At 48.1% G+C, this 15,968-nt stretch carries 9 protein-coding genes and 2 pseudogenes; 10 read left to right on the forward strand and 1 reads right to left on the reverse strand.

Annotated elements, in window-relative coordinates:
* Positions 1–66 precede the first annotated feature (66 nt).
* The 8 genes and pseudogenes from gltB to BTR1S_RS05615 all read left to right on the forward strand — a co-directional run bounded on the left by gltB (position 67) and on the right by BTR1S_RS05615 (position 12,719).
* Complete coding sequence (gene gltB, locus BTR1S_RS05580) at positions 67–4,626, forward strand: glutamate synthase large subunit (protein ID WP_006637173.1); 4,560 nt, start codon at positions 67–69, stop codon at positions 4,624–4,626.
* 16 nt (positions 4,627–4,642) lie between these two features.
* Complete coding sequence (gltD, locus tag BTR1S_RS05585) at positions 4,643–6,124, forward strand: glutamate synthase small subunit (RefSeq protein WP_006637172.1); 1,482 nt, start codon at positions 4,643–4,645, stop codon at positions 6,122–6,124.
* A gap of 342 nt (positions 6,125–6,466) precedes the next feature.
* Positions 6,467–6,664, forward strand: a pseudogene (locus tag BTR1S_RS21640) (hypothetical protein); the annotation flags it as partial.
* A gap of 148 nt (positions 6,665–6,812) precedes the next feature.
* Complete coding sequence (locus tag BTR1S_RS05595) at positions 6,813–8,510, forward strand: DUF6044 family protein (RefSeq protein WP_006637171.1); 1,698 nt, start codon at positions 6,813–6,815, stop codon at positions 8,508–8,510.
* A gap of 21 nt (positions 8,511–8,531) precedes the next feature.
* Positions 8,532–9,548, forward strand: coding sequence for a glycosyltransferase family 2 protein (locus tag BTR1S_RS05600; protein ID WP_006637170.1), 1,017 nt, complete (start codon positions 8,532–8,534; stop codon positions 9,546–9,548).
* 91 nt (positions 9,549–9,639) lie between these two features.
* Positions 9,640–10,884, forward strand: coding sequence for an MFS transporter (locus BTR1S_RS05605; protein ID WP_006637169.1), 1,245 nt, complete (start codon positions 9,640–9,642; stop codon positions 10,882–10,884).
* 17 nt (positions 10,885–10,901) lie between these two features.
* Positions 10,902–12,008: a mandelate racemase/muconate lactonizing enzyme family protein gene (locus BTR1S_RS05610; RefSeq protein WP_029418805.1), complete on the forward strand. Its 1,107-nt coding sequence runs from the start codon at positions 10,902–10,904 to the stop codon at positions 12,006–12,008.
* An 87-nt stretch (positions 12,009–12,095) separates the two neighbouring features.
* Positions 12,096–12,719: a YitT family protein gene (locus tag BTR1S_RS05615; RefSeq protein WP_006637167.1), complete on the forward strand. Its 624-nt coding sequence runs from the start codon at positions 12,096–12,098 to the stop codon at positions 12,717–12,719.
* Positions 12,720–12,738: 19 nt separating this feature from the next.
* Here the strand turns inward: BTR1S_RS05615 and BTR1S_RS05620 are convergent, their stop codons facing one another.
* Positions 12,739–13,503, reverse strand: coding sequence for a phosphosulfolactate synthase (locus BTR1S_RS05620; RefSeq protein ID WP_006637166.1), 765 nt, complete (start codon positions 13,501–13,503; stop codon positions 12,739–12,741).
* A 666-nt stretch (positions 13,504–14,169) separates the two neighbouring features.
* On the opposite strand from BTR1S_RS05620, the gene BTR1S_RS05625 reads away from it, so the two are divergent.
* On the forward strand, positions 14,170–14,880 hold the full coding sequence (locus BTR1S_RS05625; protein ID WP_029418806.1) for a phosphoadenylyl-sulfate reductase: 711 nt from the start codon (positions 14,170–14,172) through the stop codon (positions 14,878–14,880).
* A 14-nt stretch (positions 14,881–14,894) separates the two neighbouring features.
* A pseudogene (gene cysP / locus BTR1S_RS05630) lies at positions 14,895–15,918 on the forward strand (sulfate permease).
* Positions 15,919–15,968 lie beyond the last annotated feature (50 nt).

Genomic DNA, 15,968 nt, shown 5'->3' on the forward strand with positions numbered 1-15,968 from the left:
AGAATTAGAGTTTGTAAGATTTTATGACTGGGGACAAACGGGAAAAATGAACGGGGGAGAGGAACTATGACTTATAACCAATTACCGAAGGCACAAGGTCTCTACCGTCCTGAATTTGAACATGATGCATGCGGAATCGGTCTTTATGCTCACTTAAAAGGCCTTCCTACTCATGATATTGTCAAAAAAGGATTGCAAATGCTTTGTCAATTGGATCACCGGGGCGGCCAGGGCAGTGACCCGCATACCGGAGACGGAGCAGGGATTATGATGCAGATTCCTGATGCTTTTTTCAAAAAAGTCTGTCCTGACTTTCGCTTGCCTGTCAAAGGACGCTATGGGGTAGGCATGATTTTCTTTTCAAAAGATGACAGTGAACGCGGTCAAATCGAAGCCCATATTAACCAGCTGATTGAAGAAGAAGGGCAGTCGGTGCTCGGATGGAGAACTGTGCCGACAAATGTCGGAAAAATCGGAACAGTGGCACAACAGAGCGCCCCTGTCGTCCGCCAGGTATTTATCGGTGCTAATGAACAGCTGAAGGACAATTTAGCGTTTGAACGCAAATTATATATCATCCGCAAGCAGGCGGAAAACTGGGCACGCGAACGGGAGAAATCGTTCTACGTCGTAAGCCTCTCAAGCAACACCATTGTGTATAAAGGGCTTCTTACACCTGAGCAGGTTGACGCTTTTTATGAAGATTTGCAGGATGAGGATTTCGTTTCGGCTTTTGCGCTCGTGCATTCGCGCTTCAGCACAAATACGTTTCCAAGCTGGGAAAGGGCGCATCCAAACCGCTATCTCATCCACAACGGGGAGATCAATACGCTTCGCGGCAATATGAACTGGATGAAAGCGAGAGAGCAGCAGTTTGTTTCTGAAGCGTTCGGAGAAGACCTGCAAAAAGTTTTGCCGATTTTAGATGAAAACGGGAGCGACTCTTCTATATTGGACAATGCTTTTGAATTCTTCGTACTGGCCGGAAGAAAGCCGGCGCATGCGGCCATGATGCTGATTCCTGAACCATGGAACGAAAACCCTTATATGTCTAAGGAAAAGAAAGCGTTCTATGAATATCACAGCTCATTAATGGAGCCGTGGGACGGCCCGACGGCGATTTCTTTCACAAACGGAAAGCAAATCGGAGCGATTCTTGACCGGAATGGCCTCAGACCTGCCCGCTATTATGTGACGAAAGACGACTACATCATTTTTTCCTCAGAAGTCGGCGTGATTGATGTTGAACAGGAAAATGTATTGTATAAAGACCGTCTCGATCCGGGAAAAATGCTGCTCGTCGATCTTGAAGAAGGGCGGATCATCTCAGATGAAGAGGTCAAATCAGAAATCGCCGGCGAGTTTCCATATCAGGAATGGCTCAGCGAAGGGCTGGTGCATGTCAGCAATGACATCCAGGAAACCGAAGAAAAGCCGGTGCCGGACCTTTTGACTCGCCAAAAAGCGTTCGGCTATACGTATGAGGATATCCACAAATATTTACTGCCAGTTATTACAGAAGGAAAAGATCCGCTCGGGTCAATGGGGCATGACGTTCCGCTTGCGGTTTTGTCAGACCGGCCGCAGTCGCTGTTCAATTACTTCAAGCAGCTGTTTGCCCAAGTCACCAATCCGCCGATCGATGCGATCCGTGAACAGATCGTCACATCAACTTTGACATGGCTTGGAGCGGAAGGAGACATCCTTCATCCGAACGAAAGCAGCTGCCGCAGAATTAAATTGTATACTCCTGTGCTAACAAACGCACAGTTTAACTCGCTGAAGGGGCTCGTGCATCAAGATTTCAAAAGCAAAACCATCCACACGCTGTTTACCGATGATTTGAAAAGCGGGCTTGACGATATGTTCAAGGAAGCCGACAAAGCGATTGCAGAAGGTGTGACACTGCTGATTTTATCCGACCGCAAAATGGATCAACAAAAAACTCCGATCCCTGCACTTCTTGCTGTCAGTGCGCTGCATCAATATTTGGTTCGCGCCGGGAAACGCACGAAGGTGAGCATCATTGCCCAATCGGGTGAAGCCAGGGAAGTCCACCACTTTGCCGCATTGATCGGCTACGGAGCGGACGCGATCCATCCGTATCTTACGTATGCGACATATAAACAAGTGATTGAAGATGGAGCCCTGTCGATCAGCTATGAAGAAGCCGTTACCAAATACAGCAAGAGCGTAACGGAAGGCGTCGTCAAGGTGATGTCAAAAATGGGAATTTCCACGGTTCAAAGCTATCGGGGCGCACAGATTTTCGAAGCGGTCGGCATCAGCCAAGACGTGATTGACCGTTACTTTACAGGAACGGCGTCGCAGCTCGGCGGGATCGGGCTTGACACGATCGCAGAAGAGGCGAAGCGCCGCCACAGGGAAGCATATACAGACACCTTGAATGAAACGCTCGATTCAGGCAGCGATTTTCAATGGAGAAAAGGCGGGGAACATCACGCCTTCAATCCAAAAACGATTCATACGCTCCAATGGGCGTGCCGCAAGGGTGACTATAATCTTTTTAAGCAATATTCAAAAGCTGCTGATGAAGAAAGAATCGGATTTTTGCGAAACCTCTTTTCCTTCGATGAAACGCGCAAGCCTCTCCCTCTTGAAGAGGTGGAATCTGTTGATTCAATCGTGCGCCGTTTTAAAACAGGAGCAATGTCATTCGGATCATTGAGCAAAGAAGCGCATGAAGCATTGGCGATCGCAATGAACCGCTTAGGCGGAAAAAGCAACAGCGGAGAAGGCGGAGAAGATCCGGCGCGCTTTATTCCGGACGAAAGCGGAGATAACCGCCGCAGCGCGATCAAGCAGATCGCGTCAGGACGCTTCGGCGTGAAAAGCCACTATCTCGTCAATGCCGATGAGCTGCAGATCAAAATGGCCCAGGGCGCCAAGCCGGGAGAAGGCGGGCAGCTGCCGGGAAATAAAGTGTATCCATGGGTTGCCAATGTCCGGGGGTCAACACCTGGCGTCGGCTTAATTTCACCGCCGCCTCATCATGACATCTACTCGATTGAAGACTTGGCACAGCTGATTCATGACTTGAAAAACGCCAACCGCGATGCCCGGATCAGCGTGAAGCTTGTCGCAAAAGCCGGCGTGGGTACAATCGCAGCCGGTGTCGCAAAAGCGACGGCAGATGTCATCGTTATCAGCGGATACGACGGCGGCACAGGGGCTTCTCCGAAAACGAGCATTAAGCATACCGGTCTGCCGTGGGAGCTCGGTCTGGCTGAGGCGCATCAAACATTGATGCTGAACGGCCTCCGCAATCGGGTCGTATTGGAAACCGACGGAAAATTAATGACAGGCAGAGACGTCGTGATGGCCGCGCTTTTAGGTGCGGAAGAATTCGGCTTTGCCACCGCCCCGCTCGTCGTGCTCGGCTGCGTGATGATGAGAGCCTGCCATTTGGACACATGCCCTGTCGGGGTGGCGACGCAAAACCCTGAGCTTCGCAAAAAGTTCATGGGCGATCCGGATCACATCGTGAACTATATGCGCTTTGTCGCGGAAGAAGTTCGCGAACTGATGTCCCAGCTCGGTTTTAGAACGGTTGATGAAATGGTGGGACGCACGGATGTCCTTCGTGTGAGCGAGCGCGCCAAAGCGCATTGGAAAGCCGGGCAGCTCGATTTATCGAATCTGCTGCATCAGGCAGAAGGGGCCCGCACATTCGGTACGCCGCAAAATCATAAAATCGACGAGTCGCTTGATGTCACCGAAATACTGCCGGCGGTGCAGGCTGCAATTGAAGACGGGATTCCGGCGGAAGCGTCATTTGCGATCCGCAATATCAACCGTGTGACAGGAGCCATCACCGGAAGCGAAATTTCAAAACGCTATGGTGAAGAAGGCCTCCCAGATGATACGATCACGCTGCGCTTTACGGGTTCAGCCGGGCAAAGCTTCGGGGCGTTTGTGCCGAAGGGAATGTCGCTATATTTAACGGGAGATGCCAACGACTACATCGGCAAAGGCCTGTCTGGCGGAAAAATCGCCGTCAAGGCGCCCGAGGACTTCAATCCAGCTTTTCGTGAAAATGTCATCGTCGGAAATGTTGCATTTTACGGCGCTACAAGCGGTGAAGCGTATATCAACGGCCTTGCCGGAGAGCGGTTTGCCGTCCGAAACAGCGGGGTAAACGTTGTGGTCGAAGGCATTGGAGACCATGGCTGTGAATATATGACCGGAGGACGTGTCGTCGTTTTAGGCGATGTCGGCAAAAACTTCGCTGCCGGAATGTCAGGCGGAATCGCTTATGTGTATGCCGAAGATAAAAAAGCGTTTAAACGGAAATGCAACCTGGAAATGATCGAATTCGAGACGCTTGAAGCACCTGGGGAAGCGGCAGAAGTGAGGGCGATGGTCGAAAATCATTACCGATATACAGACAGCCCGAAAGCGGCTTCCATTCTCGAAGATTGGGACTCTGCCGTCACCCGCTTTATTAAAGTGATTCCAAAGGATTTCAAACAGATGATAGAGCGCATAAAAGAACAAAAAGAGGCCGGCTTATCAGACGAAGAAGCGATGATGTACGCATTTGAAGCCGGTACAAAGCAAAAAGTTCAAACTTCTGCCTCGGCAAAAGAAGCAGTGGCACAGTAAGAAAGGGGAGGGGAAAATGGGCAAAGCAACAGGATTTATGGAATTCCAGCGGGAAAAGCCTGCTGAACGTGATCCTCTCACGCGGATAAACGACTGGAACGAATATTCGTCTCCATTTTCTGAGGAAGTTTCGAAAAGACAAGGAGCGCGCTGCATGGACTGTGGCACACCTTTTTGCCAAATCGGCATGGATATTGGCGGCTATACGTCCGGATGTCCGATTCATAACCTAATCCCGGAATGGAATGACCTTGTCTATCGGGGAAGATGGAAAGAAGCGCTTGAGCGCCTCCTGAAAACGAACAACTTTCCCGAATTCACCGGGCGCGTCTGTCCGGCGCCTTGTGAAGGCTCTTGTACAGTGGCGATTTCCGATCCGGCCGTATCGATCAAAGGCATCGAACGGACGATTATTGACAAAGGATTTGAAAACGGCTGGATCAAACCGCGCATCCCGAAAAAACGGACCGGCAAGAAAATTGCGATTGTCGGTTCCGGTCCGGCAGGGCTGGCAAGCGCGGACCAGCTGAATCAGGCCGGGCACTCTGTCACCGTTTATGAACGCGCAGACCGCCCAGGCGGCCTGCTGACATACGGGATTCCGAATATGAAGCTTGAAAAAAGCGTCGTCGAGCGCCGCATCAAACTATTGACGCAAGAAGGCATCGATTTTATCACAAACACAGAAATCGGCAAGGATATCACAGCAGATAAGCTGAAAGAACAATATGACGCGGTCATCCTCTGCACAGGGGCGCAGAAACAGCGCGACCTTATGATTGAGGGACGCGAGGCAAAAGGCGTTCATTTTGCAATGGACTATTTAACAGGCACAATCAAAAGCATGCTGGATTCAAATTTTAAAGATAAAAAATTCATTAATACGAAAAACAAAGACGTCATCGTCATCGGCGGCGGAGATACGGGTGCGGACTGTGTTGCGACGGCTTTGCGCCAAAAAGCGCGGAGCGTCGTCCAATTCGGCAAACATCCGAAACTGCCTGACACAAGAACCGGTGAAAACATGTGGCCGGAACAGCCGCACGTTTATTCGCTTGATTATGCCTATGAAGAAGCGGAGGCAAAATTCGGACGCGATCCTAGAGAATATTGCATTCAGACGAAAAAACTGGTCGCTGATCCAAATGGCCATCTTAAAGAACTGCACACGATTCAAATGAAAAAAGTGAAAAACGAACAAGGCAAGTTCGAATTTCATGAAATTCCGGGAACAGAGAAAGTCTGGCCTGCCCAGTTTGTTTTCATCGCCATCGGCTTTGAAGGGACAGATCAGCCGCTATTGGAGCAATTCGGGGTAAAAGCGGTCAGAAACAAAGTTGACGCAGCATACGGGGATTTTAAAACAAATGTCGAGGGGGTTTTCGCCGCAGGGGATGCGCGAAGAGGCCAAAGCTTAATCGTTTGGGCCATTCATGAAGGACGCGAAGTCGCCCGTGAAGTAGACAAATATTTGATGGGGGCTTCTGTACTTCCGTAAAAACAAAGGGGTATGATCATAAATGACAGCCTGGTTCATGAACCTGATTGCAGGATCATGGACCAGGCTTTTTATTGATTCGGTACAATATCTTCGAGTCGGCAAAACATACGGTGGTATGATCTTTTTCAAGATGCGCAAGCCTATCTTGTTTCAAGAAAAAACAGCCCGTTTTGCAAAAGGGGCTGAAGCGGTGCCATAGGTTCGCTATGATTCGGCTCAGACAAGATGGCATGCTATATCCAGGAAAGAGAGGGAATCGGAATTAATCGCGATGTGTACGTACTCCATTTTATGGGATTCTGCATAGCCTAAAGTATTCAATCCCATGAGGAGGTTATGATGTTGGAAGAAAACTACAGTTTCGAAAATGACTTTGAGGAGATCACAGATGAAAGACAGCAGCCCTATTCATACTCTTATCCATACCCACGGCCAAGACCGCGGCCTCGGCCTCGGCCACGTCCGCCGTTTTTTCCTTACCCATACTTTTATTTTCAGTTTCCTTACCCGTATTATCCTTACTATCCTTACTATCCGTGGTAAGAATGAAGGCTTTCCGGCAGCCCGGAAAGCCTCTTTTTTATTTTGATGAATTTTTCAAACCGGCTGAAGCAATAATAAAGTGACAGCGCCCCCAAAAATTTCTTCTCTTGGAACAAGAAAAAAAGATGGATGTGTTGTGTTCATGTCATTATTTTCAAAAAAGATCAGCCGGGAGACCATATGGCTCTTCTTCGGCTTCACTGCAATTTTGCTTTATGTATTGCCGCTTTACATCTTAAATGAGAACGCCCATATCCGCGTTCACGACAACCTTGATTCAAATATTGCCTGGTATAAAGTGCTGGCGCAAAGCGGACAATTGCTCGGAGGCGTGAAAGCCGTCATCCCGCAGATCATCAACGGGCTTCCCCGTGATGCGTACGGAACGGAGTGGAGCGGAATCGTCTGGCTGCACGCCTTGTTTCCGTCAATGACCGCATACGCGTTAAGCCAAACGATCACACGTGTTTTCGCCTTTATCGGCATGTATCTGCTGTTAAAAAAGCACGTCATCCGTGCTGAGAAAGCGTATCTGATCAGAATCGGCGTCTCTCTCGCTTTTGCGCTTACACCGTTTTGGCCGTCCGGAATGCTGAGCACCCTCGGTCATCCGCTTGCACTGTGGGCTTTTTTAAATATCCGGGCGCGCGATTTTTCCTTGAAAGAGTGGCTTACACTCGGTCTATTGCCGTTCTATTCAAGCTTTGTCCTCGGCTTTTTCTTTTTCCTTGCAGCCGTATCGCTCTTTTGGCTGTATGATTTGATCACCAAACGCGATTGGAACCTTCCTTTTTTGGGAAGCATCGCTTTCATGACGGGGATTTTCCTTGCTGCCGAATACCGGCTCGTTTATTCAATCTTCGCTTCAGGCGAGATGATGCACCGTGTGGAGTTTATCTCATCGCGTCACGACATCTGGCACTCTTTCCGGCTGTCTTTTAAAAATTTCGTCCTCGGCCATAATCATGTGATGACGGTTCATACCGCCGTGATTCTGCCGGTGATTTTGCTCACTTTTTTCGTGACAATCGGGAAGCAGGGGCGGCGGCGCAGCGAAGAAAAACTCTTCATTTTTCTCGTTGTGCTGAATTATGCGCTTTCTTTATGGTATGCGTTTTGGTTTAACAAGCTGTGGGCTTTGCCGAAAGAAAAAATCAGCCTTTTGACGGCATTTAACTTCGCCCGTTTTCATTTTTTGCGGCCGCTTGTGATCTATGTCAGCTTTGCGGTGGCGTGCTATATCCTGTGGCGGCTCGGAAAGAGGTGGCGGCTGTTTGTAAACGCCGCACTCATCGCACAGCTGATCGTTCTCATTCCTTTTCACGAGGAGCTGACCTATGGCGCTTACCATCATTCGCCGACCTTCCGGGAATTTTATGCGAAAGAACAATTTCAGCAGATCAAACAATTCATCGGGCGTCCAAAGCAGTCATACAGGGTGGCGAGCATCGGCCTCCACCCGGCGATCGCACAATATAATGGTTTTTATACGCTCGATACATATGCCAATATTTATCCGCTGAAATATAAATACCAATTTCGGAAAATCATTGCCAAGGAGCTCGAGAAGAGTCCCGGCTTGAAGCGCTATTTCGATGAATGGGGGAGCCGGTGCTACCTGTTTGTTTCAGAGCTTGGGAAACACTATGCCTTTAAAAAGAATTCCAGGAAAAAAATCAAGAACCTGGAGTTAAACACTGCAGCCTTTAAAGAAATGGGAGGGCGCTATATATTTTCATCGGTTCCGATTATGAACGCTGAACAAAACAAGCTGACATTTTTAAAACGGTTCAGCCATCCGCAATCGGCCTGGGACATTTATGTATACGAAGCCAAATAACAGCATAGAGGAGGAAGCACATTGAATGTACCGCAGCCTTTATTAACGATCGTCATACCGTGCTACAACGAAGAGGAAGTGTTTTCAGAAACGGCCAGGCGGCTGACCGCCGTTTTAAGCGATTTGGCAAAAGAAAAATTGATTTCAGCCGACAGCAAACTGTTATTCGTTGATGACGGATCAACTGACCGCACATGGTCGTTGATCGCCATGGAAAGCACAAAAAACCATTATGTCACAGGACTAAAATTGGCCCGCAATACCGGGCATCAAAAGGCGCTCTTGGCAGGGATCGACAGGGCGAAGTATAAATCAGACTGCGTGATTTCGATCGATGCCGACCTTCAGGACGATATCTCAGCAATTCGCGAATTTATCAAAAAGTACCATGAAGGATATGAAATTGTATACGGCGTCCGCCGCAGCCGGCAAACCGACACTGTTTTTAAGCGCACCACCGCAGCATGGTTTTACCGGCTGATGAATACACTCGGCATCCGTCTGATTGACAATCACGCCGATTTTCGCCTGTTAAACAAAAGGGCGCTTGCCGAGCTTGGACGATACCGTGAAGCCAATGTTTTTTTGCGCGGCATCGTGCCAATGATCGGACTCCGCTCGGCAAAGGTGTTTTACGACCGAAAGGAAAGACTTGCAGGTGAGACAAAATATCCGCTAAAAAAGATGCTGTCGTTTGCTTTTCACGGCATTACGTCATTCAGCGTCGCTCCGATCCGCTTTTTTACATTTATCGGCTTTTTCTTATTTTTCCTAAGCGGCATTGCAGGCATATACGCGATCATTCAAAAGATGCTCGGCTACACGAATGCTGGATGGGCATCCCTGATCATTTCCATATGGTTTTTGGGGGGCTTGCAATTAATGGGAATCGGTATTATCGGCGAGTATATCGGAACGATTTTTACAGAAGTCAAGAACCGCCCGAAATATGCGGTAGACATCGATCTGTATACAGAACGGCTGGGGCGTTCCGGCCGGCAGGGCCATGAGAAAATCCAAGGAACAAAGCTGATGTAAAGGGCGGATGGATAAGAATAGCATCTACTTCTTGCGGATATTCTAATTGAGATGTCAAGTTTATTTTGTAGAAGGAAGGATGTACAAGCTAATGGCAGAAAAACAAACCTCAGGGCTGACCGTTGTCGCCATCGGATCAATTCCTGTCATCATGACATTGGGAAATTCAATGCTGATTCCGATCTTGCCTAAAATCAAGTCTGAGCTCAATCTGTCGCAGTTCCAGGTCAGTCTTGTCATTACCGTATTTTCGATTACGGCGGCCGTATTCATTCCGCTGCTTGGCTACCTGGCCGACAGATTTTCTCGAAAAGTTGTGATCATTCCGTGTTTGTTTCTGTATGGAATCGGCGGAATTCTCGCGGGATTCGCCTCCACGACATTTGAAAATGCTTTTCCTTGGGTTCTGATCGGCAGGGGGCTGCAGGGACTCGGAGCCGCAGGGACAGCTCCGCTCGCCATGGCGCTGACGGGAGATCTTTTTAAAGGCGCAGACGAAAGCCGTGTGCTCGGACTTGTCGAGGCTTCCAACGGTTTCGGGAAGGTGCTGTCTCCGATATTAGGCTCGCTGATCGCTTTAATCGCTTGGTATTGGGTGTTTTTCGCCTTTCCGGCCTTTTGCATTGCGCCTATCTTGTTGACCTGGATATTTATAAAAGAAAACAATAAAAAGAAAGAGCCCCCCGCTTTTGGAAAATATGCAAAGGGGCTTGTGAGCGTTTTTAAACATGAGGGCAGATGGCTCTTCACAGCATATTTGGCAGGTGCGATCTGTTTGTTCACTTTATTTGGCATTCTGTTTTACTTATCAGATGTGCTGGAGAAGGAGTTTCAAACGGACGGTGTAAAAAAAGGGTTGATTTTGGCGATTCCCCTTCTAGTCATGTGTACGACTTCCTATATAACCGGAAGTAAAATCGGACAAAATCAGCGGCTGATGAAAAGGTTGATGTTGATCGGACTTGGATTGATCACGATTTCTTATGGGACGCTGTCATTCTTCTCCGCTCTGATTCCGTTTATTTCAATTCTTGTCGTCAGCAGCATTGGGACCGGTTTTGTGCTGCCGTGCGTCAACAGTTTCATAACAGGCGCAGTCGGCAAAGAAAGACGGGGGTTTGTGACTTCGCTTTACGGTTCTGTCCGGTTTTTAGGGGTTGCCATCGGTCCGCCGATTTTCGGAAGGCTGATGGAATGGTCAAAATTCGGAATGTTTATGACGATCGCGGGGCTAACCCTCTTCATAGGCGTGCTCGTTCTCACCATGATCCACGTTAAAAAGGAGGACAAGCCAAAGAAGGGGCCAAAAGGGCTGCAGCCGGCTGACGCAAGATAATGGGAAAGGAAGACATGATGCGTATCGAAAGAGTTGAAACGTTTCCGCTATTTCACAAGCTTTCCTCGCCATACGGCGATGCGAATGGCTACAAAAACTACAGGACGTGCTATTTAATCCGGATGACAACGGCTTCGGGGCTCACTGGCTGGGGAGAGTGCGCTGACTGGCTTCCCTTATTGGAAGCCGGCTTTAAGAAACGGATCATCCCTTATGTCATCGGAAAACAAGCGACTGACCGCCTGAAGATCGTCGGCGTTATCAAGAAGTGGCATCAGCGGGCCGCGGCTGCTGTCAGCATGGCTCTCACGGAAATTGCCGCGAAAAAAGCCGGCCTTTCTGTCTGTGATTTATGGGGAGGGAAACTGAGAGAACGCGTCCCGGTTTACGCCTCCTTTCAATCCTATTCAGACAGAGCCGATTGGATCAGTCATTCGCTCCGTTTGATTCAACAAGCTGTCAGTGACGGGTTTGATCAGGTCAAAATCAAAACGGGCGGCAAAGCGTTTGCGGACGATCTCTCACATCTACAAGCTTTTCAAGACATGACGGAGCAAAAGGTCCGTTTTATCGCAGATGCCAACCAAAGTTACGATATGGCTGCCGCCCGCAGATGGGAGCGCTATTTTTCGGGCTGGCCGAACCTCCTTTGGTTTGAAGAGCCGATGCCGTTTGATGATGTCAAGGAGTATCAGCTGCTGCGCTCTGCTCTTTCTGTTCCGATCGCCGGGGGAGAAAATCAGAAGGGCGCCAAACAGTTTTTGCCGCTGCTTGTTGAGCATGCCGTCGACATTATTCAGCCTGATGTTATGCATTGCGATGGAACCGACGATTTTCAGAACGCGCTGCAGCTTGCCCGTCATTTCGGCAGACGTGTATCCCCGCACAGTTATGACGGAGCGCTGTCCAGATTGTACGCGGTTTTCGCCCAGGCCTGCTTGGCGCCGTGGTCAAAAATGTCCGGAGAAGACATCGAACCGGTCGAATGGGATGTGATGGAAAATCCGTTCTCGCGTCTCGTACATTTTAAACTGGAAAACGGCCATGTCCTGGTGCCGGATCAAATTGAAGTGGATGCTGAAATCGTTGAAGCACATCTTTGGGACGGGACAAACTACCGATGACCTTCAGAAGAAAACCTGTTATATTTTTGTTTTCCCCTTTCATATAGTGAAGAGAGGACAAGTTCATTTAAAGGGGATAACATCCGCATGGGAAGAAAATGTAAAATTGCACATGCTATTTTGTGGGGCAGCGTGCTGCAGGGGCTCGGCATGGCGCTGTTTTTATTTCCGAACCATATTCCTTCAGGCGGGGCGGCTGGAATAGCCGTTTTGCTGAATTTTTGGTTTCAGGTCCCACACGGTTTAACGGTCTGGGCTGTGAACTTTTCACTGCTCCTGACAGCCGTCAAATGGCTCGAGCCGGTGACGGTCGTTGGAACGATGGCATCAATTACGATGACATCCGTCTCGGTGCAGATCTTTGAATCTCTTTTTCCTGCAATGACGACGGACAACGTATGGCTCGATTTATTTTACGGAGCCGTTCTTTTAGGAACCGGCGTCGGTATTTTATATAAATACAATATTTCAAACGGGGGATTCGGCGCCCTCGCTTTAATGATTTCGATTTACCGCGGTGGAAAGCCCGGAACGGCATTATTTATGATGAATGCTTGCATCTTTCTTTTAACCGCTTCTGTCATCGCCTGGGGGATCGTGATTCAAGCGTTAGTCTGCCAATGGATTTCAACCAAAATCATCGATGCGATCTATCAGATTCGTCTCCGTCCGCTTTTTATGCCTATTGCCGGTTATCGCAATAAAAAATAGACCCGCCCGGGGGGCGAACCTATTCAAATAAATAAAACGTATCTGAACGAAGACCCAGCCTCAGCGTTTCCAAAGGAATGGCATCTTGAAAAGAAATATTCGCCAAATTCACATCGGGACCGATTTTCTCGATAAAACACGTCTGCAGTTTTTTCGTCGGCGCTTCAAAAATCAAATGTTCCGGATGAACCCCAGACATGAGAATGTCTTCAATCAGCTGGGAGCGCATCTCTCCATCGCTTTTGCATAAACCGCTCGTTCCGCCCTCTCTTGTTTCTGTGATGACCTTTTCAGATCCTGCTGCAAGATCTTCAAGGATGAAATCAATCCATTCTGATGACTGCTGCTCATTGCTGATCGCGCAATCTTTAGAGCCAACCTCGCTGAACACATGAAATTCTTTTGAAAAATCGGAAATAAAGCTGGCTTTTTCTTTATTGGACAGGCGGATCGTCCCGTTGGATATTTCCACATACCGGCAGCCGTAAGATTTGCAATAACGATAATAATCCTCAATCTTATCCTGGCTTAAAAACTTTTCAAATAAGGTGCCTCCAAAAAAGAATTGAACATCATTTTCCTTTAAACAATCGATCTTTTCCTCCAGGCATTTTGTGATGAGAGATGTTCCCCAGCCGAATTTGACGAAGTCTATATAGTCTGCCGCCCCGCTGATGGTATCTTGAAATAAATTTAGGGGAACTCCGTTATCAATCAGTATGGTGATCCCGTTTGTTCTCGGTTTGAGCTGCCTTTCAGGCAGTTTCAATTCAGATGTAATCATTCTATTACCCCTCACAATCTTTGACTTTCATAATATAGTCGCTGTATGTTCCATGCATATAAAAAATGTGTTGTTTGTCACAATGGCGGGCGGCCGTTTCTAAAAGATGTATTTTTTCCGTTTGCTTCCTCTGTCGGCTGTCCTATCAGAAGATGTTTCGCTTATCCGGCAAGGAGTTTTTCAGGTCTTCACCTCCCTAGGGGCAGCGCTGTTTGTAGCCAATCAGTTGTACAGCTGATCGCGCATAGGTATCTATCTATATTGTGAAGTCAAAGTCATTATATTCGCCCCCCTTTATAAGGTTCCTGATTTTGTTCCCGCCGCGGGATAGAGAGGGGGAGACAAACATAACATATATAATTGCCAGATGGGTATCTATTGTTTCTCCTCATTTGCCATGATATTAAATCCCTTTATGATAGGATTTCTCTTTCCCTCCAAGAAGTACTTGATACACCTTCACACCTCAGAATGGATGTATTTTCGCCTGGTGACGTTTTTGAGGCTTAAAAAAACGATGATGAAAAGCTTTTCCGGAGCACGTTTGTTTTGGAAAGTGAATAATCTGCCTATATGTTCTTTCCATTTATTTTATCGGCAGTCGGAAGGCGGAACTGTTTTTGTGACGCGTAATTCTTTATGATCCATCAAAGTGGGGGAAAACAGATGAACGACGTTTTAACGTATGATACGTGGAATGAAGACGATGCAAGAAAGGCCATGGAAAGCTTTAGCGGCGAAATGGATGTTTTGAAATGGGCATACCGCACGTATGACAACATTGTGTATGCCTGCAGCTTCGGGGCGGAAGGCATCGTTTTAATCGATTTAATTTCAAAGATCAAAAAGGATGCAAACATCGTTTTTTTAGATACAGGTTTGCATTTTCAGGAAACCTATGACCTGATTAAAACAATAGAAGAGAGGTATCCGAGCCTGTCGATTCGTTTTTTGAAGCCTGACTTGACGCTAAAAGAGCAGGAAGACCGGTATGGGAGGAAGCTTTGGAAGCATCAGCCAGACCTTTGCTGCAATCTCCGCAAAATCGAGCCGCTTCGCAAACATCTTTCCGGCATGGATGCCTGGATTACCGGACTCAGGCGGGAACAGTCGGAAACAAGAAAGCATGTCCGCTATATCAACAAGGACGAAAAATTTAAACTGATTAAAATATGTCCCCTCATTGACTGGACATGGGATGATGTATGGAATTACATCAAATTAAATACACTCACTTACCACAAGCTCCATGACCGGCATTATCCCAGCATCGGATGTGAGGTATGCACCCTGCCTGTGACAGAGGGAGGCGATTTAAGAGCGGGAAGGTGGGCCCATCGCGATAAAACAGAATGCGGGCTGCATCAATTCCGGTAGGGGCTGTGTAGAAGATGACGATTACAGTTTTGGCATTTATAATCGCTTTATTTTTCGCCATGAATATCGGAGCCAGCGGTGCAGCGGCAGCAATGGGCATCGCCTATGGAGCAGGGGCCGTCCGGAAAAGGCGGGCCGCCCTGTGGATCAGCGGTATCGGCGTTTTTCTCGGAGCGATGATAGGCGGGGGAGAAGTGGTGAAAACGATCGGTTCAGGCCTTATCCCCCCGTCCATTCTTAATGTGAATATTGTCGTGATCATTCTTGGAGCGTCAGCTGTATCGCTTTTTATTGCGAACATGGCGGGCATTCCCCTTTCAACAAGCGAAGTAACAGTCGGCTCGATCGTCGGTGTGGGCATCGCTTTTCAGGCGGTATTTACAGATCAATTGCTTGTCATTGTCATGTATTGGCTGATCGTCCCGATCATTGCTTTTTTTCTCGCTTTTTTCCTCGGACAGTTGATCAAAAGCGCAGAACGAAGACTGAAATGGCTGAAACGCAAAAAATGGTCCCGCATCCTGGCCGTGCTGGTTGTGTTGACGGGTTTTTTTGAGGCCTTTTCGGCCGGAATGAACAATGTCGCCAATTCCGTAGGGCCGCTTGTAGGAGCAGGACTGTTATCAATTGAAAGCGGAACATTTTGGGGCGGTTTGTTCGTTGCAATCGGCGCGATTTGCCTCGGCAGCAGGGTGATTGAAACAAACGGCAAAAAAATCACGAATTTCTCCCTATTACAGGGATCTGCCGTTTCAGGGCTTGGAGCCGCATTAGTGATCGGCGCATCATTGCTTGGCATCCCGGTTTCGCAAACCCAGATTACGACATGCAGCATCATCGGAATCGGACTATCTGAGAAAGGGAGAGGTGATCTTTCGTAAAAGCCTCATTGCGAAACTGCTGAAAGTATGGATTGTTTCACCTGTTTTTTCGCTTGTTATTTCTTATAGTCTTGTCAAAATCTTTCTTGATTTTGATCTTTATTCAGTCGCTGTTGTTTTCTGCGTCTTCCTCGCCACGCTCGGTATTGTCACCTGATGAAGCAGACCGGCAAATGGGAGCCCAGAGACAATCGGCAAAGGAACAAT

The organism is Bacillus sonorensis NBRC 101234 = KCTC 13918 (assembly GCF_001592005.1).
Lineage (GTDB): Bacteria > Bacillota > Bacilli > Bacillales > Bacillaceae > Bacillus > Bacillus sonorensis.

Bases quoted from the DNA above. Each gene is read 5' to 3' on its own strand.
- BTR1S_RS05620 (WP_006637166.1), bottom strand. From the start codon at position 13,503: ATGATTACATCTGAATTGAAACTGCCTGAAAGGCAGCTCAAACCGAGA.
- BTR1S_RS05615 (WP_006637167.1), top strand. From the start codon at position 12,096: ATGGGAAGAAAATGTAAAATTGCACATGCTATTTTGTGGGGCAGCGTG.
- gltD (WP_006637172.1), top strand. From the start codon at position 4,643: ATGGGCAAAGCAACAGGATTTATGGAATTCCAGCGGGAAAAGCCTGCT.
- BTR1S_RS05610 (WP_029418805.1), top strand. From the start codon at position 10,902: ATGCGTATCGAAAGAGTTGAAACGTTTCCGCTATTTCACAAGCTTTCC.
- BTR1S_RS05625 (WP_029418806.1), top strand. From the start codon at position 14,170: ATGAACGACGTTTTAACGTATGATACGTGGAATGAAGACGATGCAAGA.
- gltB (WP_006637173.1), top strand. From the start codon at position 67: ATGACTTATAACCAATTACCGAAGGCACAAGGTCTCTACCGTCCTGAA.
- BTR1S_RS05595 (WP_006637171.1), top strand. From the start codon at position 6,813: ATGTCATTATTTTCAAAAAAGATCAGCCGGGAGACCATATGGCTCTTC.
- BTR1S_RS05605 (WP_006637169.1), top strand. From the start codon at position 9,640: ATGGCAGAAAAACAAACCTCAGGGCTGACCGTTGTCGCCATCGGATCA.